The sequence below is a fragment of the Enterobacter sp. AN-K1 genome (assembly GCF_020971765.1).
GTDB lineage: Bacteria > Pseudomonadota > Gammaproteobacteria > Enterobacterales > Enterobacteriaceae > Enterobacter > Enterobacter hormaechei_C.
In genome coordinates this window covers 3,610,523-3,630,878 of sequence record NZ_CP087390.1, presented here as the reverse complement: position 1 = coordinate 3,630,878, position 20,356 = coordinate 3,610,523, and the positions used below count along the sequence as shown (strand labels likewise).

Genomic DNA, 20,356 nt, shown 5'->3' with positions numbered 1-20,356 from the left:
CCGGGGCGTAATAAGTTAAGTACGTAGTGTAGCCGCAAAATCCAGCATACGGTTAAGTGGAATTAACGCGCCTTCACGCAGAGCGGCATCCACATGGATCTCATGCGCTGCGCCACCGTTTTCCAGCCCCTCCGCAATCGCTTTGAGCCCATTCATCGCCATCCACGGGCAATGCGCGCAGCTTCGGCAGGTCGCCCCTTCTCCGGCGGTCGGCGCTTCGAGCAACGTTTTTTCCGGCACGGCCTCCTGCATCTTGTAGAAGATACCGCGATCGGTCGCCACAATGAGCTGCTTGTGTGACAGGGTTTTCGCAGCATGAATGAGCTGGCTGGTTGACCCGACGGCATCCGCCATGTCGACGATGGACTGCGGGGATTCCGGGTGCACCAGAATCGCGGCGTCCGGGTATAACCCTCTCATGCGCGTCAGGGCCTGGGTCTTAAACTCGTCGTGAACGATACAGGCGCCCTGCCAGCACAGCACATCCGCACCGGTTTGTTTTTGTACATAGTTTCCCAGGTGACGATCGGGCGCCCAGATGATTTTCTCCCCCAGGCTGTCCAGATGCTCAATCAGCTCAACGGCGATACTGGAGGTCACTACCCAGTCTGCCCGGGCTTTCACCGCCGCAGACGTGTTGGCATAGACCACCACGGTACGATCAGGGTGGGCATCACAGAAGGCGGTGAACTCATCAATCGGGCAACCGAGGTCAAGGGAGCATTCGGCATTCAGCGTCGGCATCAGTATGGTTTTTTCCGGGCTGAGAATTTTTGCCGTTTCGCCCATGAAGCGCACACCTGCAACCAGCAGCGTGGAGGCAGGATGTTTTGCACCGAAACGCGCCATTTCCAGGGAGTCTGAGATACAGCCGCCCGTCTCTTCTGCCAGCTGCTGAATTTCCGGGTCGGTGTAGTAATGCGCCACCATCACCGCATCACGCTCTTTAAGCAGGCGCTTAATTTTTTCACGATAGAACTGTTTTTCATCCCGGCTTAGCGGAGCGGGCTTCGGCGGGAAGGGATAGATTGCGGTTTCGGGATCAAACATCACACTCATTATGGCTTCTCGTTTTACTGGCTTAACAATATTGCCTTTGTTTTGCATGAGATAACAAAAATGAGGCAATGGTGTTTTGTATACTAAACAAGATAGCGAATTTGAGGGGGAATGTCATCGGGAATTGATGCCGGTAGCATCTGTCGGGTGGCGGCTTCGCCTTACCCGACCTACAAGGCACTGGCGAACGACAGATAGCAAAAAGGCGCCTTTAGGGCGCCTTTCAACACTGGTGGGTCGTGCAGGATTCGAACCTGCGACCAATTGATTAAAAGTCAACTGCTCTACCAACTGAGCTAACGACCCCTTGCGGGATGTACTTCAAATCTATTCAGGCTGGTGGGTCGTGCAGGATTCGAACCTGCGACCAATTGATTAAAAGTCAACTGCTCTACCAACTGAGCTAACGACCCATTCGGGTGTTGCCTGAATTATCACTCGGAACCAATAAAATTGGTGGGTCGTGCAGGATTCGAACCTGCGACCAATTGATTAAAAGTCAACTGCTCTACCAACTGAGCTAACGACCCGAGTGGTGGGTGATGACGGGCTCGAACCGCCGACCCCCTCCGTGTAAAGGAGATGCTCTACCAACTGAGCTAATCACCCACTCTGTACTGCCAGAACTGCTTTAAGTGGTGGGTCGTGCAGGATTCGAACCTGCGACCAATTGATTAAAAGTCAACTGCTCTACCAACTGAGCTAACGACCCACTTTTGCGCTGCTTTCACGTTGTTTGATATCCCGTGGCAACGGCGGCATATATTACTGATTTAAGAATTCTGCGCAACAAAAATTTCGATGAAGATCACTTAACTGCTTAGGAATCATGCTGCACGACCAGAAATGACGCGATTTCTGGTCATGCGATAATCAACCCATCGAACTTAAACGTTTTTGCGCTTGTTTGGCGCCGTCTGTACCCGGGAATTTTGCAACCACCTGCTGATAAACCGCTTTGGCTTTTGCAGTGTCGCCTTTGTCCTGCATGATCACGCCGACTTTATACATCGCATCAGGCGCTTTCGGTGATTTCGGGTAATTTTTCACCACAGAGGCAAAATAAAACGCCGCATCATCCTTTTTACCCTTGTTGTAATTCAACTGACCCAGCCAGTAGTTCGCATTTGGCTGGTAAGTGGAATCAGGGTACTTCTTAACGAAGTTCTGAAACGCAACGATAGCATCGTCCTGGCGCGATTTATCCTGCACCAGGGCAATGGCCGCGTTGTAGTCCGTATTCGCGTCACCGCTCTGTACAGGCGCACCAGACGACGCGGAGGCATCTGCCGCAGGTGCAGGCGTTGCCGCACCGCTTTGATCGCCTGCTGCTGGCTGTGCTGCTGCTCCGCCGCTGTTCAGGCTATCCATCTGCAACAAAATTTGCTTCTGGCGCTCCACAACCTGATTAAGCTGATACTGACTCTCCTGGATCTGACCACGAAGGGAATCAATATCATTCTGGTTATCGGAAAGCTGCTGCTGGAGTTGAGTTAAAAGCTGGCTGTGAGCGTTAGAAATACGCTCGAGTTGAGTGACCCGGTCTTCTACCGAGCCTGAGCCGACACTACTGATTGGTGCCTGAGCAAAAGCGGCCCAGGGGGCCGCTATTCCAACCAGTAACGACAGACTCATCAGATGATGTCTGAAGTTACTGCTCATGCAATTCTCTTAGTAAACGAGTACGGCACGACGGTTTTTGGAGTAAGCCGCTTCGTCGTGACCCAGTACTGCTGGTTTTTCTTTACCGTAAGAAACGATGGAGATCTGGTCAGCAGAAACGCCTTTACCCTGGAGGTACATTTTAACAGCGTTTGCACGACGTTCACCCAGGGAGATGTTGTACTCCGGAGTACCACGTTCGTCCGCATGACCTTCTACGGTGACTTTGTAAGACGGGTTGCTACGCAGGAAGTTTGCGTGCGCATCCAGCATTGCAGCGAAGTCAGAACGGATGTCGTATTTATCCAGATCGAAGTAAACGATGTTGTTCTGCTGTAACTGCTGCATCTGAAGACGCGCTTGCTCTTCAGAAGACATATTGCCATTGCCGTTAGCGTCCATACCGGTGCCGGCACCCATCATGCCTTCGCCGCTCTGGTCATTGCTTGCATTCTTGTTAGAAGAACACGCTGCGATTGCCATAACAGGCAGAGCGATCATCAGCCCCTTCAGCACTTTGTTCAGTTGCATTTCTAAGATTCCTTTAGTAATCAATTAATTATTATTACAGATACGGCGACCAGGCAGGTGATTTTACCTGTCCATCAGTTGCCGGAAGACGCGCTTTGAAACGCCCATCTGTAGAAACCAGATTCAGCACGGATCCCATCCCCTGAGAAGAGCTGTAGATTACCATGGTGCCGTTAGGTGCCAGACTTGGCGTTTCATCCAGGAACGTTGACGACAGTACTTGTACGCCCCCCGTTACCAGATCTTGTTTGGCAATGTGCTGCTGACCACCCGCAGTACTGACCATTACCATCGTTTTACCATCGGCACTGACGTCAGCATCCTGGTTCTGAGAACCTTCCCAGGTAATACGCTGCGCTGCTCCGCCGTTGATATTCACTTTATAAACTTGTGGACGACCTGCCTGGTCAGACGTAAAGGCCAGATTCTGGCTGTCCGGGAACCAGGTTGGCTCAGTGTTGTTGCTACGACCATCCGTGACCTGACGGATCTGACCAGAACCAATATCCATCACGTACAGGTTCAGGCTACCGGTTTTAGACAGGGCAAACGCCAGTTTGGTACCGTCCGGAGAGAACGCAGGCGCACCGTTGTGACGCGGGAATGACGCAACCTGACGCACAGCACCGTTAGAGAGCGTCTGGATAACCAGCGCGGAACGGCCGCTTTCGAAGGTCACGTACGCCAGCTTAGAGCCGTCCGGAGACCATGCCGGAGACATCAGCGGCTGTGGTGAACGGTGTACGGTGAACTGGTTGTAGCCATCGTAATCAGAGACGCGCAGCTCATAAGGGAACTGGCCGCCGTTGGTCTGTACTACGTACGCGATACGAGTACGGAACGCACCTTTAATACCGGTCAGCTTCTCAAACACTTCGTCACTCGCCGTATGGCCTGCGTAACGCAGCCACTGCTTGTTCACCTTATACGTGTTTTGAGCCAGAACGGTACCCGGCGCACCGCCGGTATCCACCAGCTGATAAGCGACGTTATAGCCGCCGTCTGGCGCAGGAGTAACCTGTCCGACAACCACGGCATCAATACCCAGTGCAGACCATGCAGCAGGTTGAACTTCCTGAGCGGTACCCGGCTGCTGCGGCAGACGAGAACGATCTAAGGGGTTAAATTTACCGCTGTTACGCAGGTCAGCTGCAACAATGCCGCCAATGTCTTCAGGCGCAGCGCCCGGGCCTGCCCACTGGAACGGAACGACACCGATTGGACGCGCTGAGTCGTTCCAGTCGGTAATGTCGATGCTTACTGTGGCATGCACTGCTGACGTCAACAGTACTAAAAAACCAAAAGCTAATCGTAATGCCTGCTTCATCATATCTCCCTTATCCGAACAATAAGTCCTGGATAATTTAGCAGAAGGTTAACAAACTCAAATACACAAAACTATCAGAACCCGATAACCGCAGCTCTGCTTATGGCTTAAAGTTCAGCGAAGCGTCTTTGAACACTTCATAGACAGCCTGTGACGGAGGTTTTGGCAGTTTTGCCTGATTCACTGCCACAAGTGCAGCCTGGCATAATGCGTCATCGCCTCCTTCAGACTCAACGCTCAGCACGGTACCATCAGTATGCAGTTTAATATGCAGTCTGCATGTTTTCCCTGTATACAATGATTTATCGTTAAGCCTGCTGGATATAGCCGCAGCAATCTGGTTCTTGTAGTCGTTAATCTCAGCGCCAGAAGCACCGTTGTTCTTAGTGTTACCGCTTCCCGCCGGGGCTGCATTACTCCCTTTTGCCCCACCGCCAGTTTTCGGCGCATTCTTACCAGAACTCAGGTCGCCAATGATATCGTCAGCGGTGGCTGCTTCAGCGGCAGCTTTTTCAGCAGCGGCCTTCCTGGCAGCGGCTTTTTCAGCGGCAGCTTTCTTGTCGGCTGCGGCTTTTTCGGCAGCAGCTTTTTTATCAGCCGCAGCTTTTTCAGCGGCAGCCGCTTTTTCAGCCGCAGCCTTCTCGGCAGCAGCCGCTTTCTTCGCAGCATCGGCAGCAGCTTTCTTCTCTGCTTCCTGAGCGGCTTTCTTCGCGGCTTCTGCTTCCGCTTTCTTCTGGGCATCAGCAGCGGCTTTCTTCGCAGCTTCTGCTTCCGCTTTCTTCTGGGCATCAGCAGCGGCTTTCTTCGCAGCTTCTGCTTCCGCTTTTTTCTGAGCATCAGCAGCGGCTTTCTTCGCCGCGTCAGCCGCTAATTTCGCCTGTGCGTCAGCCTGCGCTTTTGCATCAGCCGCGGCTTTGGCTGCCGCCTCTTCCGCCTGCTTCTGCTGTTCCTGCGCCTTCTTCGCTGCGGCTTCAGCCTGTTTCTGCTGCTCCGCCTGCTCTTTAGCGGCTTCCTGCGCCTGCAAACGCTCTTTCTCAAGCTGCTTCAGACGTTCCTGCTCGGCGGCCTGCTTTTCACGCAGCTCTTCCGCCTGCTGTTGCGCCTGTTTTTCTCGCTGCTCTTCAGCACGTTTAGAGCTCGCCTGCTGCTGTTGCTGACGATTATAGTTCTGAACGATCGCACCAGGATCCACCATGACGGCGTCGATGGACGAGCCACCACCGCCGCCTGATGCATCAAGGTGCTCATCGAACGAACTCCAGATCAGCGCTGCAAAAAGAATTACGTGCAGCACTGCGGAGACGATTATCGCTCGCTTAAGCTTGTCGTTCTGTTCGGTTGCCTTTGACACTATCGGTTCCCAAAAACTACGCAGATGATCAAATAGGCTGAGTCATTAAGCCAACTGACTTAACGCCCGCGCTATGTAGCAAGTTCAGCGCTTTGATAATTTCATCATATGGTACGTCTTTCGCACCACCGATTAAGAAGACCGTCTTCGGATTTGACTCCAGGCGTCGTTGCGCTTCAGCAATAACCTGCTCTGGCGGAAGCTGATCCATACGATCTTTCTCTACCACCACGCTGTACTGCCCTACGCCGGAAACCTCAATGATGACCGGAGGATCGTCATTGGTGCTTACCGCCTGTGATTCTGTCGCATCCGGCAGATCAACTTCCACGCTCTGGGTGATGATGGGCGCTGTCGCCATAAAGATCAGCAGCAGCACCAGCAGCACGTCCAGTAACGGAACGATATTGATTTCGGACTTGAGCTCGCGACGACCTCGTCCACGCGATCTGGCCATGGTTTACCCCTTGTTGCTCTCGGTGCTGGTAAACGCCTGACGATGCAGAATCGCGGTGAACTCTTCCATAAAGTTGTCGTAGTTCAGTTCCAGTTTGTTCACGCGCTGGTTCAGACGGTTGTACGCCATTACCGCCGGAATTGCGGCGAACAGACCGATTGCGGTCGCGATCAGTGCTTCTGCGATACCCGGCGCAACCATCTGCAACGTTGCCTGCTTCACCGCCCCAAGGGCGATAAAGGCGTGCATGATCCCCCACACCGTACCAAACAGGCCGATATACGGGCTGATGGAGCCAACGGTTCCGAGGAAAGGAATATGCGTTTCAAGATTTTCCAGTTCGCGGTTCATGGAGATGCGCATCGCACGCGACGCCCCTTCTACCACGGCTTCCGGCGCATGGCTGTTAGCGCGATGTAAGCGAGCGAACTCTTTGAAACCGCTGTAGAAAATTTGTTCGGAGCCTGAAAGGTTATCACGGCGTCCCTGGCTTTCCTGGTACAGACGCGAAAGCTCAATACCCGACCAGAACTTATCTTCAAACGCTTCGGCTTCGCGGCCAGCGGCATTGAGGATACGCGTTCTCTGGATGATGATGGCCCAGGATGCGATTGAAAAACCAATCAAAATCAACATGATAAGTTTAACCAGAAGGCTTGCCTTCAGGAACAAATCAAGGATATTCATGTCAGTCACTGCTTAAACTCCGCGACAATAGACTTAGGAAGCGCACGAGGCTTCATTATGGTTGGATCAACACAGACAATCAGGACTTCAGCTGAGTTCAGTACCTTGTTCTCTGCATTGACTATCCGCTGCGTGAAAACCAGTGAAGTTCCGCGCATTGATGTAATTTCTGTTTGGACTTCGAGCATATCGTCGAGTCTGGCAGGCGCAAAATACTCAAGCGTCATCTTGCGTACCACGAAGGCAACTCGCTCAGCCAACAGCACCTGTTGACTAAAGTGATGATGGCGCAGCATCTCTGTGCGTGCCCGTTCATAAAAAGCAACGTAGCTGGCGTGGTAGACCACACCACCGGCATCGGTATCTTCGTAGTAGACACGAACCGGCCATCGAAACAGCGTTGTATTCACTTTACATCCCGGTAATACAAGAAAAGTTGGAGCTTTCAAACTTCGCTACTATACGCGCGGGAATGATGGTTTGGAATGGGGGAAAGTAAACGGAGAGTAAATTTTTATGGGCCAGGGTAAGCCCATAACGTTAACGGACATTTCTTATTCAGAAGAAGAAGAAAATCAAACCGGCGAGGAGAACCAGATCGGCAATCAGTGGGCAGAAGATGCCCTGCCAGTGTAGCGCTTTCGGACGAAAGCCGACACCGTGAATCACGCCTGCGCACACCGCCCACATAATCAGGAAGCCGTGCCAGATTTCAAGCTCGCTGGTTTTCGCCGCGAAGCGCGACGGGTCCCAGAAGATACAGCCTGCCAGCAGTAATGCCATAATGAGGGAAAGCGCCCTCAAGGGGCGCTTATCCATTACCGCATATAACGTTGCGATAATATTCATTAGTGCTTTTCTTCACCTGCTTTGGTCGCTTCTACATGCTCAAGCGCCAGGGCAGTGATGACACCAAACGCACAGGCAAGAAGCGTCCCTAAAATCCATGCGAAATACCACATATTCAGCTCCTTACTTAGTACATAGAGTGGGTGTTGCTTTCGATATGTTCTTTAGTGATACGACCGAACATTTTCCAGTAACACCAGATGGTGTAAGCCAGAACAATCGGAACGAACACGCAAGCCACATAGGTCATTAAGTTCAGCGTCATATGGCTGGACGTTGCATCCCACATGGTCAGGCTGGCATTCATCATGGTGCTGGATGGCATCACGAACGGGAACATCGCAATACCGGCCGTCAGGATGATGCACGCCAGCGTCAGGGAAGAGAATACGAACGCCAGAGCGCCTTTCTCCAGACGAGACGTCAGCACGGTCAGCAGTGGCAGCAGCACACCCAGAGCAGGGATAGCCCACAGCACAGGGGTATTGTTGAAGTTCACCAGCCATGCACCGGCCTGACGCGCCACCTCTTTGGTCAGCGGGTTAGACGGTGCAGCATGGTTGATAGCGGACGTCACCACGTATCCATCAATACCATACACGACCCACACACCGGCCAGCGCGAAGCAGACCAGCGTCACCAGCGCCGCAACCTGAGCGGTAGCGCGGGAACGCAGGTGCAGTTCACCTACGGTACGCATCTGGAGATAGGTTGCGCCCTGGGTGATGATCATCGCCACGCTCACCACGCCCGCCAGCAGACCAAACGGATTCAGCAGCTGGAAGAAGTTACCGGTGTAGAACAGACGCATATATTCGTCGACGTGGAACGGTACGCCCTGCAACAGGTTACCGAACGCCACACCAATGACCAGCGGTGGAACGAAGCTACCGATGAAGATGCCCCAGTCCCACATGTTACGCCAGCGGGTGTCTTCAATCTTGGAACGGTAGTCGAAACCCACCGGACGGAAGAATAAAGAAGCCAGCACCAGAATCATCGCCACATAGAAGCCGGAGAACGCAGCCGCGTAGACCATCGGCCAGGCAGCGAACAGCGCGCCACCTGCGGTGATCAGCCACACCTGGTTACCGTCCCAGTGCGGGGCGATGGAGTTGATCATGATTCGACGCTCGGTGTCATTACGACCGAGGAAACGGGTGAGCATGCCCACGCCCATGTCGAAACCATCGGTGACCGCAAAACCAATCAGCAGAACACCGATCAGCAGCCACCAGATAAAACGCAATACTTCATAATCGATCATTTGATGACTCCTGTCTTAGCGTGCCGGCTGAGTAGTCGCAACAGACTGCTCGTAGTGGTAGCGACCGGTTTTCAGGCTGCTTGGGCCAAGGCGCGCGAACTTGAACATCAGGAACAGTTCAGCCACCAGGAACAGGGTGTACAGACCGCAAATGAGCAGCATGGAGAAGATCAGGTCGCCTGCGGTCAGGGAGGAGTTCGCTACCGCTGTTGGCAGCACCTCACCGATCGCCCAAGGCTGACGGCCATATTCCGCAACAAACCAGCCGGACTCGATAGCAATCCATGGCAGTGGGATACCGTACAGCGCGGTGCGCAGCAGCCATTTTTTCTCACCGATACGGTTACGAATGACTGACCAGAACGAGGCCGCGATGATCAGCAGCATGATAATGCCGCAACCCACCATGATGCGGAACGCGAAGTACAGCGGCGCAACGCGTGGAATAGAGTCTTTGGTTGCCATCTGGATCTGCGCTTCCGTCGCGTCGGAGACGTTCGGGGTATAGCGTTTCAGCAGCAGACCGTAACCGAGGTCTTTCTTCACGTCGTTAAATTGATCGCGAACGGCCTGGTCGGTAGAGCCGGCGCGCAGCTGTTCCAGCAGCGAGTAAGCTTTCATCCCGTTACGGATACGCTCTTCATGCTGCACCATCAGATCTTTCAGGCCAGTCACCTGTTTGTCGACGGAGCGCGTGGCGATAATACCCAGAGCGTAAGGAATTTGAATGGCGAAGCGGTTTTCCTGCGCTTCCTGGTCAGGCACACCGAACAGGGTAAACGCTGCCGGTGCCGGCTGGGTTTCCCATTCAGCTTCAATTGCGGCGAGTTTGGTTTTCTGCACGTCGCCCATTTCGTAACCGGATTCATCACCCAGAACAATCACGGACAGAATCGCGGCCATACCGAAGCTTGCTGCGATAGCAAAAGAACGCTTGGCGAACGCGAAGTCGCGGCCGCGCAGCATATAGTAGGAGCTGATGCCCAGCACGAACATCGCGCCGCACACATAGCCAGACGCCACGGTGTGAACGAATTTAACCTGGGCAACCGGGTTCAGGACCAGCTCAGCGAAGCTGACCATCTCCATACGCATGGTTTCGAAGTTGAAATCAGATGCGATTGGGTTTTGCATCCAGCCGTTCGCCACCAGGATCCACAGTGCGGACAAGTTGGAGCCTAATGCCACCAGCCAGGTTACCGCCATATGCTGGACTTTACCCAGACGGTCCCAACCAAAGAAGAACAGACCTACAAAGGTGGATTCGAGGAAGAAGGCCATCAGACCTTCAATGGCCAGCGGCGCACCGAAAATATCCCCCACATAGTGGGAATAGTAAGACCAGTTTGTCCCGAACTGGAACTCCATGGTCAGACCGGTTGCCACGCCCAGCGCAAAGTTGATACCAAACAACTTGCCCCAGAACTTGGTCATATCTTTATAAATCTGTTTGCCGGAGAGGACGTAAACCGTTTCCATGATGGCCAGCAGGAACGCCATACCGAGCGTCAGCGGCACAAACAGGAAGTGGTACATCGCGGTCAAGGCAAACTGTAAGCGCGACAGTTCGACTACGTCTAACATTATGACTCCTTGCTCATCGCATGAAGACTCCGAGAGTGAACCCCGTTAGATAAGGATCCACACGCATGCCCCAATACAAAGTTATCTGCTTCCCTTCTTCGTTGCTTATTCTCTTCAGGAGGAAAAAGCAATGATGAAAGGTTACAAATACGTTAAGAAAAAACCAAATTGATCCCGTAAATATAATACGCTGCAAAACCCTTACAATAAACAGGTTTTTATTCGAACAGATTTACGTTTTTCGACGGCGATCAATTTATAGCAAAATTACCACTTTTCGGCCATTTTGATCGGGAACAATTTAACGCCTTTCGGAGGCTTTTTCCAAGGATTAAACATTGATTTAAATCAAAAACAGTCAGAGCTGTTAATGATGTTTCTTTGTGGTGCGGATAGTAAAAACCTTGTTAACAATATGTATATTTAAAGGCGTTATTGGTTATAAAAGCCAGAAGATAATATAAACAGTTGTGATTTTTATTAACGCGCAAGAAAAAACGCATTTTGCCGGAAGATAAACATATAATGTTATCTGCTTCACAGTATTTTTCTTTCGCTTTGCTACCCGCCGAAAAGATTACATTTCATTCACCTTTAATAATCTTAAAATTAACACCCTTTCGTGACTATTGATGAAATAAAGGCCGCAGGAATGCGGCCTTTATTTTGTTCGGAGGATTACCTTTCAATTTTTATGCTAAAGGTGCGTGACTGGCATGGCCGGAACGACCCCGTAATGGCTGAACCCTCCGCCCCTTGCGCTTTGCGCACCTCATTCATGTCCGTTTCGCAACAGGCCTGGACCTCACGGTTCACAGACAAAGCCACATCACCGGAGCGGGTCTCCGAAGGGTTGTACAGACGAAGAATCATCTCGTCACGATCCTCCGCTTTTTTCAGCGCACTGAGTACGCATCCGTTAGGCGCCAGCGTTAGCAGGCTATAGCTACAGGGTGTGGTGAAAGAGGCGCGGTTAAGCTTCATCGCATCCCACGGGATTTTGTTATAGCAGAGCGCTGGCGTTAACCACGACTTCGCCTGCTGCGCAACGCCAGCACTGACGGGCGTACCATTAAAACTGAACAGGCTAAAGCGACAGGTTAACTGGCCCCGCATCTGCGAATCCGGCACCGGCATTTTGATCCCGGACGGTCTGCCGGGGCGCAGCAGTAAATCTTCTTTCCCAAGCACCCCCACGCCGCGAAGCAACGTCAGGGCAAACGTTTTTTGACGCTCGCCAGTCACTTCAAATTCGCGCAACCCTTCGGTAAACAGGGCCATTCCGTTACGCCGTTCCTGGAGCACCGCGTAGTTGAGCAGATTCCACACCGGCAGCGGCGCTTCCTTCCAGCCCTCCTCCTGCCAGTTCGCCATCGCTTCATCCTGTACAGGACGCGTCAGCGAACCGAACTGGGTATCGGCTAACACCGTGTCTGTGGTAAATGGCGTCGGGATCAGCACCCGCACACGGTGGTCATCCGCGTGATTTCCGAGACGCGCCTCAACGTCGATACGTCGGCTGTTATGGCTGAGCGTGACCGTGAGTTCTGCCTCAAGCGTTCCCGTCTGCTGACGCGCAGAACGTTCGGCGAGATCCGCCGGCACCGCCATGCGATGGCGGATCACCGCCCTGCTCTGCCAGGCCTCGTGGATCACCTCAACCTCATGCTCGCCCTGAGCGGAAGTGAGTCTCCACTCTTCCCGTGAAGGCGAGTAGTCGTACTCATCGCCATCATCCGAGCTCTCTTCTATTTCCAGCGCGCGGTCATAGATAAGCCCGGACGCTTTATCGAGCAGACGCAGGGTGCCGTCGTCGTTTAACGTTATTTCCCAGAAAGCATTTTCCAGTAACGCCTCCGACGTTTTTTCTGCCGCCAGCAGCTTGCCGGCCACGTGCGGCTCGATATAGAGCGTGCGGTAACCCATTGATGGCAGGATCTGGTTGAGCTGGATGTCAAATTCCATAAAGGGATCGTAGTTGCCGTAATGCACAATTTGCCGGTCAATCAAGCCGGGGTCGATTTCACGCGCGCTGCGCAGGCAGTAAGGGATTTCATTCCCCCTATCGTCCAGCAGGCGGAACTGGCTGGCGCGCAGACGTATCGTGGTGTTAATCACTTCCTCACGCGGCCAGGGCGTGAGGTTAAACATCACCAGTTTGTCTTCCTCGCTCTGTGGCATGTTGTCAACAATCTTGCGCATATAGAAGCACGTCAGGTTATCGGCCATGTCTTCCGCCAGCTCGAAGCGGGACATCACCTCACGATGCACTTTGTCACTACAGCAGCAGCCGATACTGTCATGGGCGTGATTCTTGAGGATCTCTTTCCACATTTTTTCCAGCAAGCCGTGGTGATACTCAAAGCCCAGCGTCCAGGCAAGCGTGGCCAGCGGCTCAAGGACGTTGACGATTTTATTCTCTATCCGGGCGTGGGCGATTTTGATGTCCATCCGCGTGGAGCCTATCGTCCGGTGCACCCGCATATATTTACCGTCAATAAACTCCCCTTTCAGCGTCGCCAGTTCATCGCGGTGCGCGTCAATGTGGTCAAACACCTCCTCGAAGCGGCTCATCACAAACTGACGCTGCGGATAGATTTCGCGCAGCTTATCCATCACCGCAAAGATGTTCTGCTGGAGCGGCATCTGATCATGGCCGTTAGGCAGTAAGATTTCTTTCGTCACGGAGGCTTTTTCAAGCACCTCGAAGTACGTGTCGAGCCGTTTGCGCAGCCCGGCCTCATCCTCCGGTAAGTACTTACCAATCGCGTAGCCCAGCGGTAGCACCTGTGCCGTCACTTCGCTGCCGTCCTGGCTTTGCCAGAGAAATTCGGTTTTATCGGTACCGTGCCGCTCGGAACACCCGCGCCAGAACATGGTACGCGTGATGCCAAAACCGTTGTAAATGTGCGGCAGTTGGGAGGACATGCCGAAGGAGTCCGGCAGATAGCCAATTTTCATCGGCTCGCCAAAGGCCAGACAGTCGCGAATGCCGTACATCAGATTTCGGACAATCGACTCGCCAGAAACAAGGGTGGTGTCCGTCTGGGTATACCACGGCCCGATAATCAGCTTCCCGGCCGCCACCAGCGCCTTCACGCGTGGCCTGTTTTCCGGTTTCACGGCAAAATAATCTTCCAGCACCGCCGTCTGGCCGTCGAGTACGTAGTATTTATACTCTGCGTCCTGCTCAAGACGAGTGAGGATCTCTTCCATATTATTGACCAGAAGAATACGTGATGCTTCGGTGGTGAAGTACCACTCCCGGTCCCAGTGCATATGTGGCGTGATATGAACGCGAGATACAGCTTTCATCTTCGTTTCCTGTCAGTGCGTGTTTAGGAGGGTATGTCTTCAGTCACGTAGGTGCCGCTCTTCACGGCCTGGCGTCGCCAGAGCAGTAAAATGAGCGTAGAGATTGCGGCGCCAATCAGCGCGGCGCCAAACCAGCCGACAGCGGCCATCACGCCGCCCAGCCCGGCATCATGCAGTAAGAAGAGCGAGAAAATGCCCGCGCCGGGGGTGGATAGCCCAATCCCCATCGCCCCGACAATCGCTCCGGTCACCATTGACCCCAGAACAAATGAGCCAATGACCCGCAACGGATCCTCGATAGCCATCGGAATTGCCCCTTCGGTGATGCCCGCCAGCCCCAGCAGCCAGGTGGACTTCCCGGTTTCAATTTCGAACTGTTTGAACAGGTTCGGAGCCAGCATCGTTGATGCCGTCACGGTAAAGGCCGATACCATTTTGACGGAGGCAAAAATCGCATAAGGCCCGTATACGCCATTGGCCATCGCTCCCAGACAGAACGCGTAAGAGGCTTTGTTGACCGGACCGCCCAGATCGAACGAGCACATAAAGCCCAGGATCGCCCCCAGCAGCAGCGCATTCGCGCCGGACAGACCGTTAAGCCAGGCGGTCAGGGCGTTATTGATCCAGGCCACCGGTTCGCCGATCACAAACAGCATCAGGCTGCCTGCGCCCAGCACGCCAATCACCGGATAGAGATAAAAGGTCAGAAAGCCGTTGTAGCGGCTACTCAGTCGGATGTGGTTTTTTACCCAGCGCATCAGGTAGCCCGCAATCAGCCCGCCGACGATGGCCCCGAGAAAACCAGAGCCGATCATATTGGCGGCAAGACCCGCCGCAAAGCCCGGCGTTAGCGCAGGTTTATCCGCCAGCGAGTAAGCGGTATAGGCCGCCAGAACAGGCACCATCAGAATACCGAGCATCCCGCCGCCCAGTTTGCGGTACATCCACAGCCACGAATTTTCCTGATCGAACAGATGCTGCAAGCCCAGGATTTGCGCCAGCAGTACCGACACTGCCAGCACCGTGCCGCCAGCGACAATCAGCGGCACCGCAAAGGAGATACCGCTGAGCAGCGCCTGCTTGAGTTCGGTTTTAACGCACTTTTTCGCGTCCGAGTCGACGTGCGCAGGACGCGCATCGGATACAGGCTGTAGCGCCAGCGCACGCTCAATGAGCGCTTCCGCATGGCGTAAGGGTTCCGCGACGGGCACGGAAATGGCGGGGATCCCCTGAAAACGCTCACGCTCTTTGATCGCCACTTCCGCCGCGAAGATACACGCTTTTGCCTCCTGCAACTGCTGCGCGGTGATGCGCCCCTCAATACCATTTGCCCCCTGCTTTTCGACCACCACATTGACGCCGAGCTTACGTCCCGCTTTTTCGAGATATTCCGCTGCCATGTAAGTATGGGCGATCCCGGCCGGACAGGCGGTTACGCAGACGATCGTCGGGGCATTCACCGCAACGGCGGTTTCTTGTGCGTCAGGCGCCGTCTCCATCGCCGCAAGCACCGCTTCCGCGCTGGTCGCCGTCATCACGCGCGCCCTGAGCTCGTCATCCGCCAGGCGAGACGTCAGTTCCGTCAGGACCTGAATATGCGTTGACCCCGCTTGAGCGGGAGGAATGGCGAGCAGAAAAATCAGCTCGACCTCCTCCGGCCCGTCCACGCCTTCCCAGGCCAGCGGCTCGCGCAGTGTGGCCACGGCAAAAGCCGCTTCCTTTACCGCCACTGATGTACCATGGGGTACGGCCAGCCCCTCGCCCAACGCCGTCGGGCCAAGCGATTCCCGATGGAAAACGTCTGCCAGAAACGTATCGGCGTCGGCTATTTTGCCCAACGCCACCAGCCGCGTCGCAAGCTGACGGATTGCCTCATCACGGCTGGTAAACTGCGCCTGCACGCAGACAGCACGGGGGTCGGTCAGAGTCGTCAGGTTCATAAAGATCCTCACCTATCCAAAGTTATTGTCTGGGGAGGATTGTGGCAGACCAGATAATACATTTATGTGATCATTTTCACTAACATCAATATTTGTATCTTATTTGTATTATTTACAAATTCACCACTGAAGGCATAATTCCCTGAAAAGGTATTAAAAAGGCGCGACACAATGGGCAATAAACCGATGTACCGGCAGATCGCCGATGCGTTCCGCGAGAAAATTAATGCCGGTGAGTTAAAACCTGGCGACGCACTGCCGACGGAATCCAGCCTTCAGGAGGCGTTTAGCGTCAGCCGGGTCACCGTGCGGCAGGCTTTGAAGCTGCTCGCCGACGAGCAGATCATCGAAAGTATTCAGGGCAGCGGCTCGTATGTAAAAGAGGAGCGGGTGAATTACGATATTTATCAGCTCACCGGCTTTTACGAAAAGTTAGCGGATCGCAACGTCGATACGCACAGCGACGTCAGCGTCTTCGAAGTGGTGAAAGCCGATGAGCGGCTCGCGGCAAAACTTGCGCTCAATCCGGACGATAAGGTCTGGCACGTCAAGCGCGTACGCTTCATCAGGGAAAAGCCGGTGAATCTGGAAGAGACATGGATGCCGCTGGCGATGTTCCCCGACCTCACCTGGGAAGTGATGGAACAGTCGAAATACCATTACATTGAGCAGATCAAAAAGATGGTTATCGATCGCAGCGAGCAGGAGCTGGTGCCAGTCATGCCATCGGATGAGGCGATTGCCGCCCTGGCGCTCGATCCGGCGAAACCGATTCTGGAAAAAGTCTCTCGCGGCTTTCTTAAAGACGGCCGGGTATTTGAATACAGTCGCAACGTGTTTAACACCGACGACTATAAATTCACCCTGGTGGCTAAACGCAGGCAATAAAAAAAGGCCGCTTTACAGCGGCCAACCATGTCGAAACGGACATTTTTTTATACTTCAACGCGCCCCATTCGGGGAGCAGAGAGGACTTACTTAATGATGGATTTCAGTGCTTCACCGATATCCGCCAGGCTTCGAACGGTTTTCACGCCCGCGGCTTCCAGTGCTGCGAATTTCTCATCAGCCGTACCTTTACCGCCTGCGATAATCGCGCCCGCGTGACCCATACGTTTGCCTTTCGGCGCGGTCACACCCGCGATGTAACCCACCACCGGCTTGGTCACATGATCTTTGATGTAAGCAGCCGCTTCTTCTTCCGCGCTACCACCGATCTCACCGATCATCACGATCGCTTCGGTCTGTGGATCTTCCTGGAACAGCTTCAGGATGTCGATGAAGTTAGAGCCCGGGATCGGGTCACCGCCGATGCCCACGCAGGTGGACTGGCCGAAACCGTAGTCGGTGGTCTGCTTAACCGCTTCATAGGTCAGGGTACCGGAACGGGACACGATACCCACTTTGCCTGGGCGATGAATGTGGCCCGGCATGATGCCGATTTTGCATTCGCCTGGAGTGATAACGCCTGGGCAGTTCGGGCCGATCATGCGCACGCCTGCTTCGTCCAGCTTCACCTTCACGGTCAGCATATCCAGCGTCGGGATGCCTTCGGTGATGGTGATGATCAGCTTAATGCCTGCGTCGATCGCTTCCAGAATAGAGTCTTTGCAGAACGGCGCCGGTACGTAGATCACGGTCGCGGTTGCGCCCGTCGCTTCTACCGCTTCACGCACGGTGTTGAACACCGGCAGGCCCAGGTGCGTGGTGCCGCCTTTACCTGGCGTTACGCCGCCAACCATCTGCGTACCGTAGGCAATCGCCTGTTCGGAGTGGAAAGTCCCCTGGCTACCGGTGAAGCCCTGGCAGATAACCTTGGTATCTTTATTAATTAAAACGGACATTATTTCCCCTCCACTGCGGCAACAACCTGCTGAGCTGCATCCGTCAGACTTTTCGCTGCAATAATATTCAGGCCGCTGTCAGCCAGTTTTTTCGCGCCGAGTTCAGCGTTGTTCCCTTCCAGACGTACAACAACCGGAACGTTAACGCCCACTTCTTCTACCGCGCCGATGATACCGTCGGCGATCAGGTCGCAACGTACGATACCGCCGAAGATGTTCACCAGAACCGCTTTCACGTTGCTGTCAGAGAGAATGATTTTGAACGCTTCGGTTACGCGCTCTTTGGTTGCGCCACCGCCCACGTCGAGGAAGTTCGCTGGCTCACCGCCGTGCAGCTTAACGATGTCCATGGTGCCCATTGCCAGGCCCGCACCGTTAACCATGCAGCCGATGTTGCCATCCAGCGCCACGTAGTTCAGTTCCCACTGTGCAGCCTGCGCTTCACGCGGATCTTCCTGAGACTGGTCGCGCATTTCGCGCAGATCGGACTGGCGGAACAGCGCGTTGCCGTCAGCGCCCAGCTTGCCGTCGAGGCAGATCAGGTCGCCTTGGGTGGTGATCACCAGCGGGTTGATCTCGATCAGCGCCAGATCGCGCTCCAGGAAAATGGTCGCCAGACCCATGAAGATCTTGGTGAACTGCTGAACCAGCTTGCCTTCCAGACCCAGTTTGAATGCCAGCTCACGACCCTGGTAAGGCATTGGGCCCGCCAGCGGATCGATAGCCACTTTGTGGATCAGGTGCGGGGTTTCTTCCGCCACTTTTTCGATTTCCACGCCGCCTTCGGTAGACGCCATGAACACCACGCGACGGGAGCTACGGTCTACGACTGCGCCGAGGTACAGTTCTTTCGCGATGTCGGTTGCCGCTTCAACCAGGATCTGGTTAACCGGCTGGCCGTTCGCATCTGTCTGGTAGGTTACCAGACGCTTGCCGAGCCAATGTTCAGCAAACGCACGGATCTCTTCTTTGCTCTTAACAACCTTCACACCGCCCGCTTTACCACGGCCACCAGCGTGAACCTGACATTTAACTACCCACGGGCCGGAACCGATTTTAGACGCGGCTTCTTCTGCTTCACGCGGGGTAGTACAGGCATAACCCACCGGAGCCGGTAAGCCATACCGGGCAAACAGCTGTTTGGCCTGATATTCATGTAAGTTCATGTGTTCTATCCATCCTTCAGGTAATCGTTAGGTAGTGCTTTTGTAGGCCCGGCAAGCAACGCGCCGCCGGGCAAGACTGCAAAAACTAGACGTCCAGCAGCAGACGCGTTGGATCTTCCAGCAGCTCTTTAATGGCAACCAGGAAGCCTACGGACTCGCGGCCGTCGATCAGGCGGTGATCGTAAGAGAGCGCCAGGTACATCATCGGCAGGATCTCCACTTTACCGTCTACCGCCATTGGACGATCTTTAATGGCGTGCATACCCAGGATCGCGCTCTGCGGCGGGTTGATGATCGGGGTAGACATCAGCGAGCCGAACACACCACCGTTGGTAATGGTGAAGTTACCGCCAGTCAGGTCCTCAACGGTCAGCTTGCCGTCGCGGCCTTTCACGGCCAGCTCTTTGATTTTCTTCTCGATGTCAGCCATACCCAGGGTATCCACGTCACGCAGAACCGGGGTAACCAGGCCGCGTGGGGTAGAAACCGCCATGCTGACGTCGAAGTAGTTGTGGTAAACCACGTCATCGCCATCGATAGACGCGTTCACTTCCGGGTAGCGTTTCAGCGCTTCAACTACCGCTTTCACGTAGAAGGACATGAAGCCCAGACGGATACCGTGACGTTTTTCAAACGCGTCACCGTACTGCTTGCGCAGATCCATGATTGGCTTCATGTTGACTTCGTTAAAGGTGGTCAGCATCGCGGTGGAGTTTTTCGCTTCCAGCAGACGCTCGGCCACGCGCTTACGCAGGCGGGTCATCGGCACGCGTTTTTCGCTACGTGCGCCCAGAGCTGGCTGTGCCGCTGGTGCTGCCGCAGGGGCTTTCGCTTCCGCTTTCGCCTCAGAAGGCGCTTTTGCCAGATGCTTGTCGATGTCTTCGCGCGTCAGACGGCCACCCACGCCGGTGCCTTTGATGGCTGCCGGATCGAGGCTGTGCTCAGCCAGCAGGCGACGGATCGCCGGGCTGAGCGCGTCATTGGTCTGATCGGACAGAGACGCCTGCTGGCGCTGGGCCGGAGTAGACGCTTTCTCTTCAGATTTGGCGCTGGACTCTTTGCCCGCGCTATTGCCTTCACGCAGGCGACCCAGGATCTGGCGAGAAGTGACGGTCGTACCTTCATCTTCCAGGACTGCATCCAGAATGCCATCCGCTGAAGCCGGTACTTCCAGTACCACTTTGTCAGTTTCGATTTCTACCAGCACTTCGTCACGGGTTACCGCGTCGCCTGGTTTTTTGTGCCAGGTGGCGACGGTTGCATCTGCTACGGACTCAGGCAGGTCGGGAACAAGAATATCTACGCTACTCATTATGT

Annotated in this window: 18 protein-coding genes and 5 tRNA genes; 1 reads left to right on the top strand and 22 read right to left on the bottom strand. The window is 54.3% G+C overall.

Translation table 11 applies throughout. From position 1 onward, the window contains the following. Nucleotides 1-15 precede the first annotated feature (15 nt). The 19 genes from nadA to mngA form a co-directional block, all read right to left on the bottom strand. Nucleotides 16-1,059 (bottom strand): quinolinate synthase NadA, encoded by a 1,044-nt coding sequence (nadA, locus tag LOC22_RS17255; RefSeq protein ID WP_110292738.1) that lies wholly within the window; start codon nt 1,057-1,059, stop codon nt 16-18. A 230-nt stretch (nt 1,060-1,289) separates the two neighbouring features. Beyond that, nucleotides 1,290-1,365: transfer RNA gene (locus tag LOC22_RS17250), tRNA-Lys, on the bottom strand. 31 nt (nt 1,366-1,396) lie between these two features. Next, nucleotides 1,397-1,472, bottom strand: a tRNA-Lys gene (locus tag LOC22_RS17245). 41 nt (nt 1,473-1,513) lie between these two features. Continuing rightward, nucleotides 1,514-1,589: transfer RNA gene (locus tag LOC22_RS17240), tRNA-Lys, on the bottom strand. A 3-nt stretch (nt 1,590-1,592) separates the two neighbouring features. Continuing rightward, nucleotides 1,593-1,668: transfer RNA gene (locus LOC22_RS17235), tRNA-Val, on the bottom strand. Between the two features lie 27 nt (nt 1,669-1,695). After that, nucleotides 1,696-1,771: transfer RNA gene (locus tag LOC22_RS17230), tRNA-Lys, on the bottom strand. A gap of 161 nt (nt 1,772-1,932) precedes the next feature. After that, entirely contained in the window at nt 1,933-2,721 is a 789-nt protein-coding gene (gene cpoB / locus LOC22_RS17225; protein WP_003858574.1) for a cell division protein CpoB, read from the bottom strand. Between the two features lie 9 nt (nt 2,722-2,730). Further along, the gene (gene pal, locus LOC22_RS17220; RefSeq protein WP_003858578.1) at nt 2,731-3,252 is read right to left on the bottom strand and encodes a peptidoglycan-associated lipoprotein Pal; all 522 of its coding nucleotides are present in this window, start codon (nt 3,250-3,252) and stop codon (nt 2,731-2,733) included. A gap of 34 nt (nt 3,253-3,286) precedes the next feature. Beyond that, the gene (gene tolB / locus LOC22_RS17215) at nt 3,287-4,579 is read right to left on the bottom strand and encodes a Tol-Pal system beta propeller repeat protein TolB (RefSeq protein ID WP_017384962.1); all 1,293 of its coding nucleotides are present in this window, start codon (nt 4,577-4,579) and stop codon (nt 3,287-3,289) included. Between the two features lie 100 nt (nt 4,580-4,679). Further along, a complete protein-coding gene (tolA, locus tag LOC22_RS17210; protein ID WP_017384963.1) occupies nt 4,680-5,930 on the bottom strand; it encodes a cell envelope integrity protein TolA in 1,251 nt (416 codons plus the stop codon). A 28-nt stretch (nt 5,931-5,958) separates the two neighbouring features. Beyond that, the gene (gene tolR / locus LOC22_RS17205; RefSeq protein ID WP_003858589.1) at nt 5,959-6,387 is read right to left on the bottom strand and encodes a colicin uptake protein TolR; all 429 of its coding nucleotides are present in this window, start codon (nt 6,385-6,387) and stop codon (nt 5,959-5,961) included. Nucleotides 6,388-6,390: 3 nt separating this feature from the next. Continuing rightward, nucleotides 6,391-7,083, bottom strand: coding sequence for a Tol-Pal system protein TolQ (gene tolQ, locus LOC22_RS17200; protein ID WP_003858590.1), 693 nt, complete (start codon nt 7,081-7,083; stop codon nt 6,391-6,393). Further along, nucleotides 7,080-7,484 (bottom strand): tol-pal system-associated acyl-CoA thioesterase, encoded by a 405-nt coding sequence (ybgC, locus tag LOC22_RS17195; protein WP_047734221.1) that lies wholly within the window; start codon nt 7,482-7,484, stop codon nt 7,080-7,082. The genes tolQ and ybgC overlap by 4 nt, the downstream gene beginning before the upstream one ends. A gap of 148 nt (nt 7,485-7,632) precedes the next feature. Then, on the bottom strand, nt 7,633-7,923 hold the full coding sequence (ybgE, locus tag LOC22_RS17190) for a cyd operon protein YbgE (RefSeq protein ID WP_003858596.1): 291 nt from the start codon (nt 7,921-7,923) through the stop codon (nt 7,633-7,635). After that, a complete protein-coding gene (gene cydX / locus LOC22_RS17185; RefSeq protein WP_003858598.1) occupies nt 7,923-8,036 on the bottom strand; it encodes a cytochrome bd-I oxidase subunit CydX in 114 nt (37 codons plus the stop codon). The genes ybgE and cydX overlap by 1 nt, the downstream gene beginning before the upstream one ends. A 14-nt stretch (nt 8,037-8,050) precedes the next feature. Continuing rightward, on the bottom strand, nt 8,051-9,190 hold the full coding sequence (cydB, locus tag LOC22_RS17180) for a cytochrome d ubiquinol oxidase subunit II (protein ID WP_023303309.1): 1,140 nt from the start codon (nt 9,188-9,190) through the stop codon (nt 8,051-8,053). A 15-nt stretch (nt 9,191-9,205) separates the two neighbouring features. Next, complete coding sequence (cydA, locus tag LOC22_RS17175) at nt 9,206-10,774, bottom strand: cytochrome ubiquinol oxidase subunit I (RefSeq protein ID WP_003858601.1); 1,569 nt, start codon at nt 10,772-10,774, stop codon at nt 9,206-9,208. Nucleotides 10,775-11,452: 678 nt separating this feature from the next. Continuing rightward, the gene (mngB, locus tag LOC22_RS17170; RefSeq protein WP_230239080.1) at nt 11,453-14,089 is read right to left on the bottom strand and encodes a mannosylglycerate hydrolase; all 2,637 of its coding nucleotides are present in this window, start codon (nt 14,087-14,089) and stop codon (nt 11,453-11,455) included. Between the two features lie 23 nt (nt 14,090-14,112). After that, the gene (gene mngA, locus LOC22_RS17165; protein ID WP_230239079.1) at nt 14,113-16,029 is read right to left on the bottom strand and encodes a PTS 2-O-a-mannosyl-D-glycerate transporter subunit IIABC; all 1,917 of its coding nucleotides are present in this window, start codon (nt 16,027-16,029) and stop codon (nt 14,113-14,115) included. 171 nt (nt 16,030-16,200) lie between these two features. On the opposite strand from mngA, the gene LOC22_RS17160 reads away from it, so the two are divergent. Further along, entirely contained in the window at nt 16,201-16,917 is a 717-nt protein-coding gene (locus tag LOC22_RS17160) for a GntR family transcriptional regulator (protein ID WP_017384967.1), read from the top strand. Nucleotides 16,918-17,003: 86 nt separating this feature from the next. Here LOC22_RS17160 and sucD read toward each other — a convergent pair whose 3' ends face one another. The 3 genes from sucD to odhB all read right to left on the bottom strand — a co-directional run bounded on the left by sucD (nt 17,004) and on the right by odhB (nt 20,351). Continuing rightward, nucleotides 17,004-17,873, bottom strand: a complete 870-nt coding sequence (sucD, locus tag LOC22_RS17155; RefSeq protein WP_003858609.1) for a succinate--CoA ligase subunit alpha — start codon at nt 17,871-17,873, stop codon at nt 17,004-17,006. Beyond that, entirely contained in the window at nt 17,873-19,039 is a 1,167-nt protein-coding gene (sucC, locus tag LOC22_RS17150; protein ID WP_017384968.1) for an ADP-forming succinate--CoA ligase subunit beta, read from the bottom strand. The genes sucD and sucC overlap by 1 nt, the downstream gene beginning before the upstream one ends. Nucleotides 19,040-19,124: 85 nt before the next feature. Then, the gene (gene odhB, locus LOC22_RS17145) at nt 19,125-20,351 is read right to left on the bottom strand and encodes a 2-oxoglutarate dehydrogenase complex dihydrolipoyllysine-residue succinyltransferase (protein ID WP_003858613.1); all 1,227 of its coding nucleotides are present in this window, start codon (nt 20,349-20,351) and stop codon (nt 19,125-19,127) included. Nucleotides 20,352-20,356 lie beyond the last annotated feature (5 nt).

Coding starts and splice junctions, on each gene's coding strand:
- pal (WP_003858578.1), bottom strand. CDS start 3,252: ATGCAACTGAACAAAGTGCTGAAGGGGCTGATGATCGCTCTGCCTGTT.
- sucC (WP_017384968.1), bottom strand. CDS start 19,039: ATGAACTTACATGAATATCAGGCCAAACAGCTGTTTGCCCGGTATGGC.
- cydB (WP_023303309.1), bottom strand. CDS start 9,190: ATGATCGATTATGAAGTATTGCGTTTTATCTGGTGGCTGCTGATCGGT.
- LOC22_RS17160 (WP_017384967.1), top strand. CDS start 16,201: ATGGGCAATAAACCGATGTACCGGCAGATCGCCGATGCGTTCCGCGAG.
- tolB (WP_017384962.1), bottom strand. CDS start 4,579: ATGAAGCAGGCATTACGATTAGCTTTTGGTTTTTTAGTACTGTTGACG.
- mngB (WP_230239080.1), bottom strand. CDS start 14,089: ATGAAAGCTGTATCTCGCGTTCATATCACGCCACATATGCACTGGGAC.
- cydX (WP_003858598.1), bottom strand. CDS start 8,036: ATGTGGTATTTCGCATGGATTTTAGGGACGCTTCTTGCCTGTGCGTTT.
- cydA (WP_003858601.1), bottom strand. CDS start 10,774: ATGTTAGACGTAGTCGAACTGTCGCGCTTACAGTTTGCCTTGACCGCG.
- ybgE (WP_003858596.1), bottom strand. CDS start 7,923: ATGAATATTATCGCAACGTTATATGCGGTAATGGATAAGCGCCCCTTG.
- cpoB (WP_003858574.1), bottom strand. CDS start 2,721: ATGAGCAGTAACTTCAGACATCATCTGATGAGTCTGTCGTTACTGGTT.
- sucD (WP_003858609.1), bottom strand. CDS start 17,873: ATGTCCGTTTTAATTAATAAAGATACCAAGGTTATCTGCCAGGGCTTC.
- tolR (WP_003858589.1), bottom strand. CDS start 6,387: ATGGCCAGATCGCGTGGACGAGGTCGTCGCGAGCTCAAGTCCGAAATC.
- mngA (WP_230239079.1), bottom strand. CDS start 16,029: ATGAACCTGACGACTCTGACCGACCCCCGTGCTGTCTGCGTGCAGGCG.
- odhB (WP_003858613.1), bottom strand. CDS start 20,351: ATGAGTAGCGTAGATATTCTTGTTCCCGACCTGCCTGAGTCCGTAGCA.
- nadA (WP_110292738.1), bottom strand. CDS start 1,059: ATGAGTGTGATGTTTGATCCCGAAACCGCAATCTATCCCTTCCCGCCG.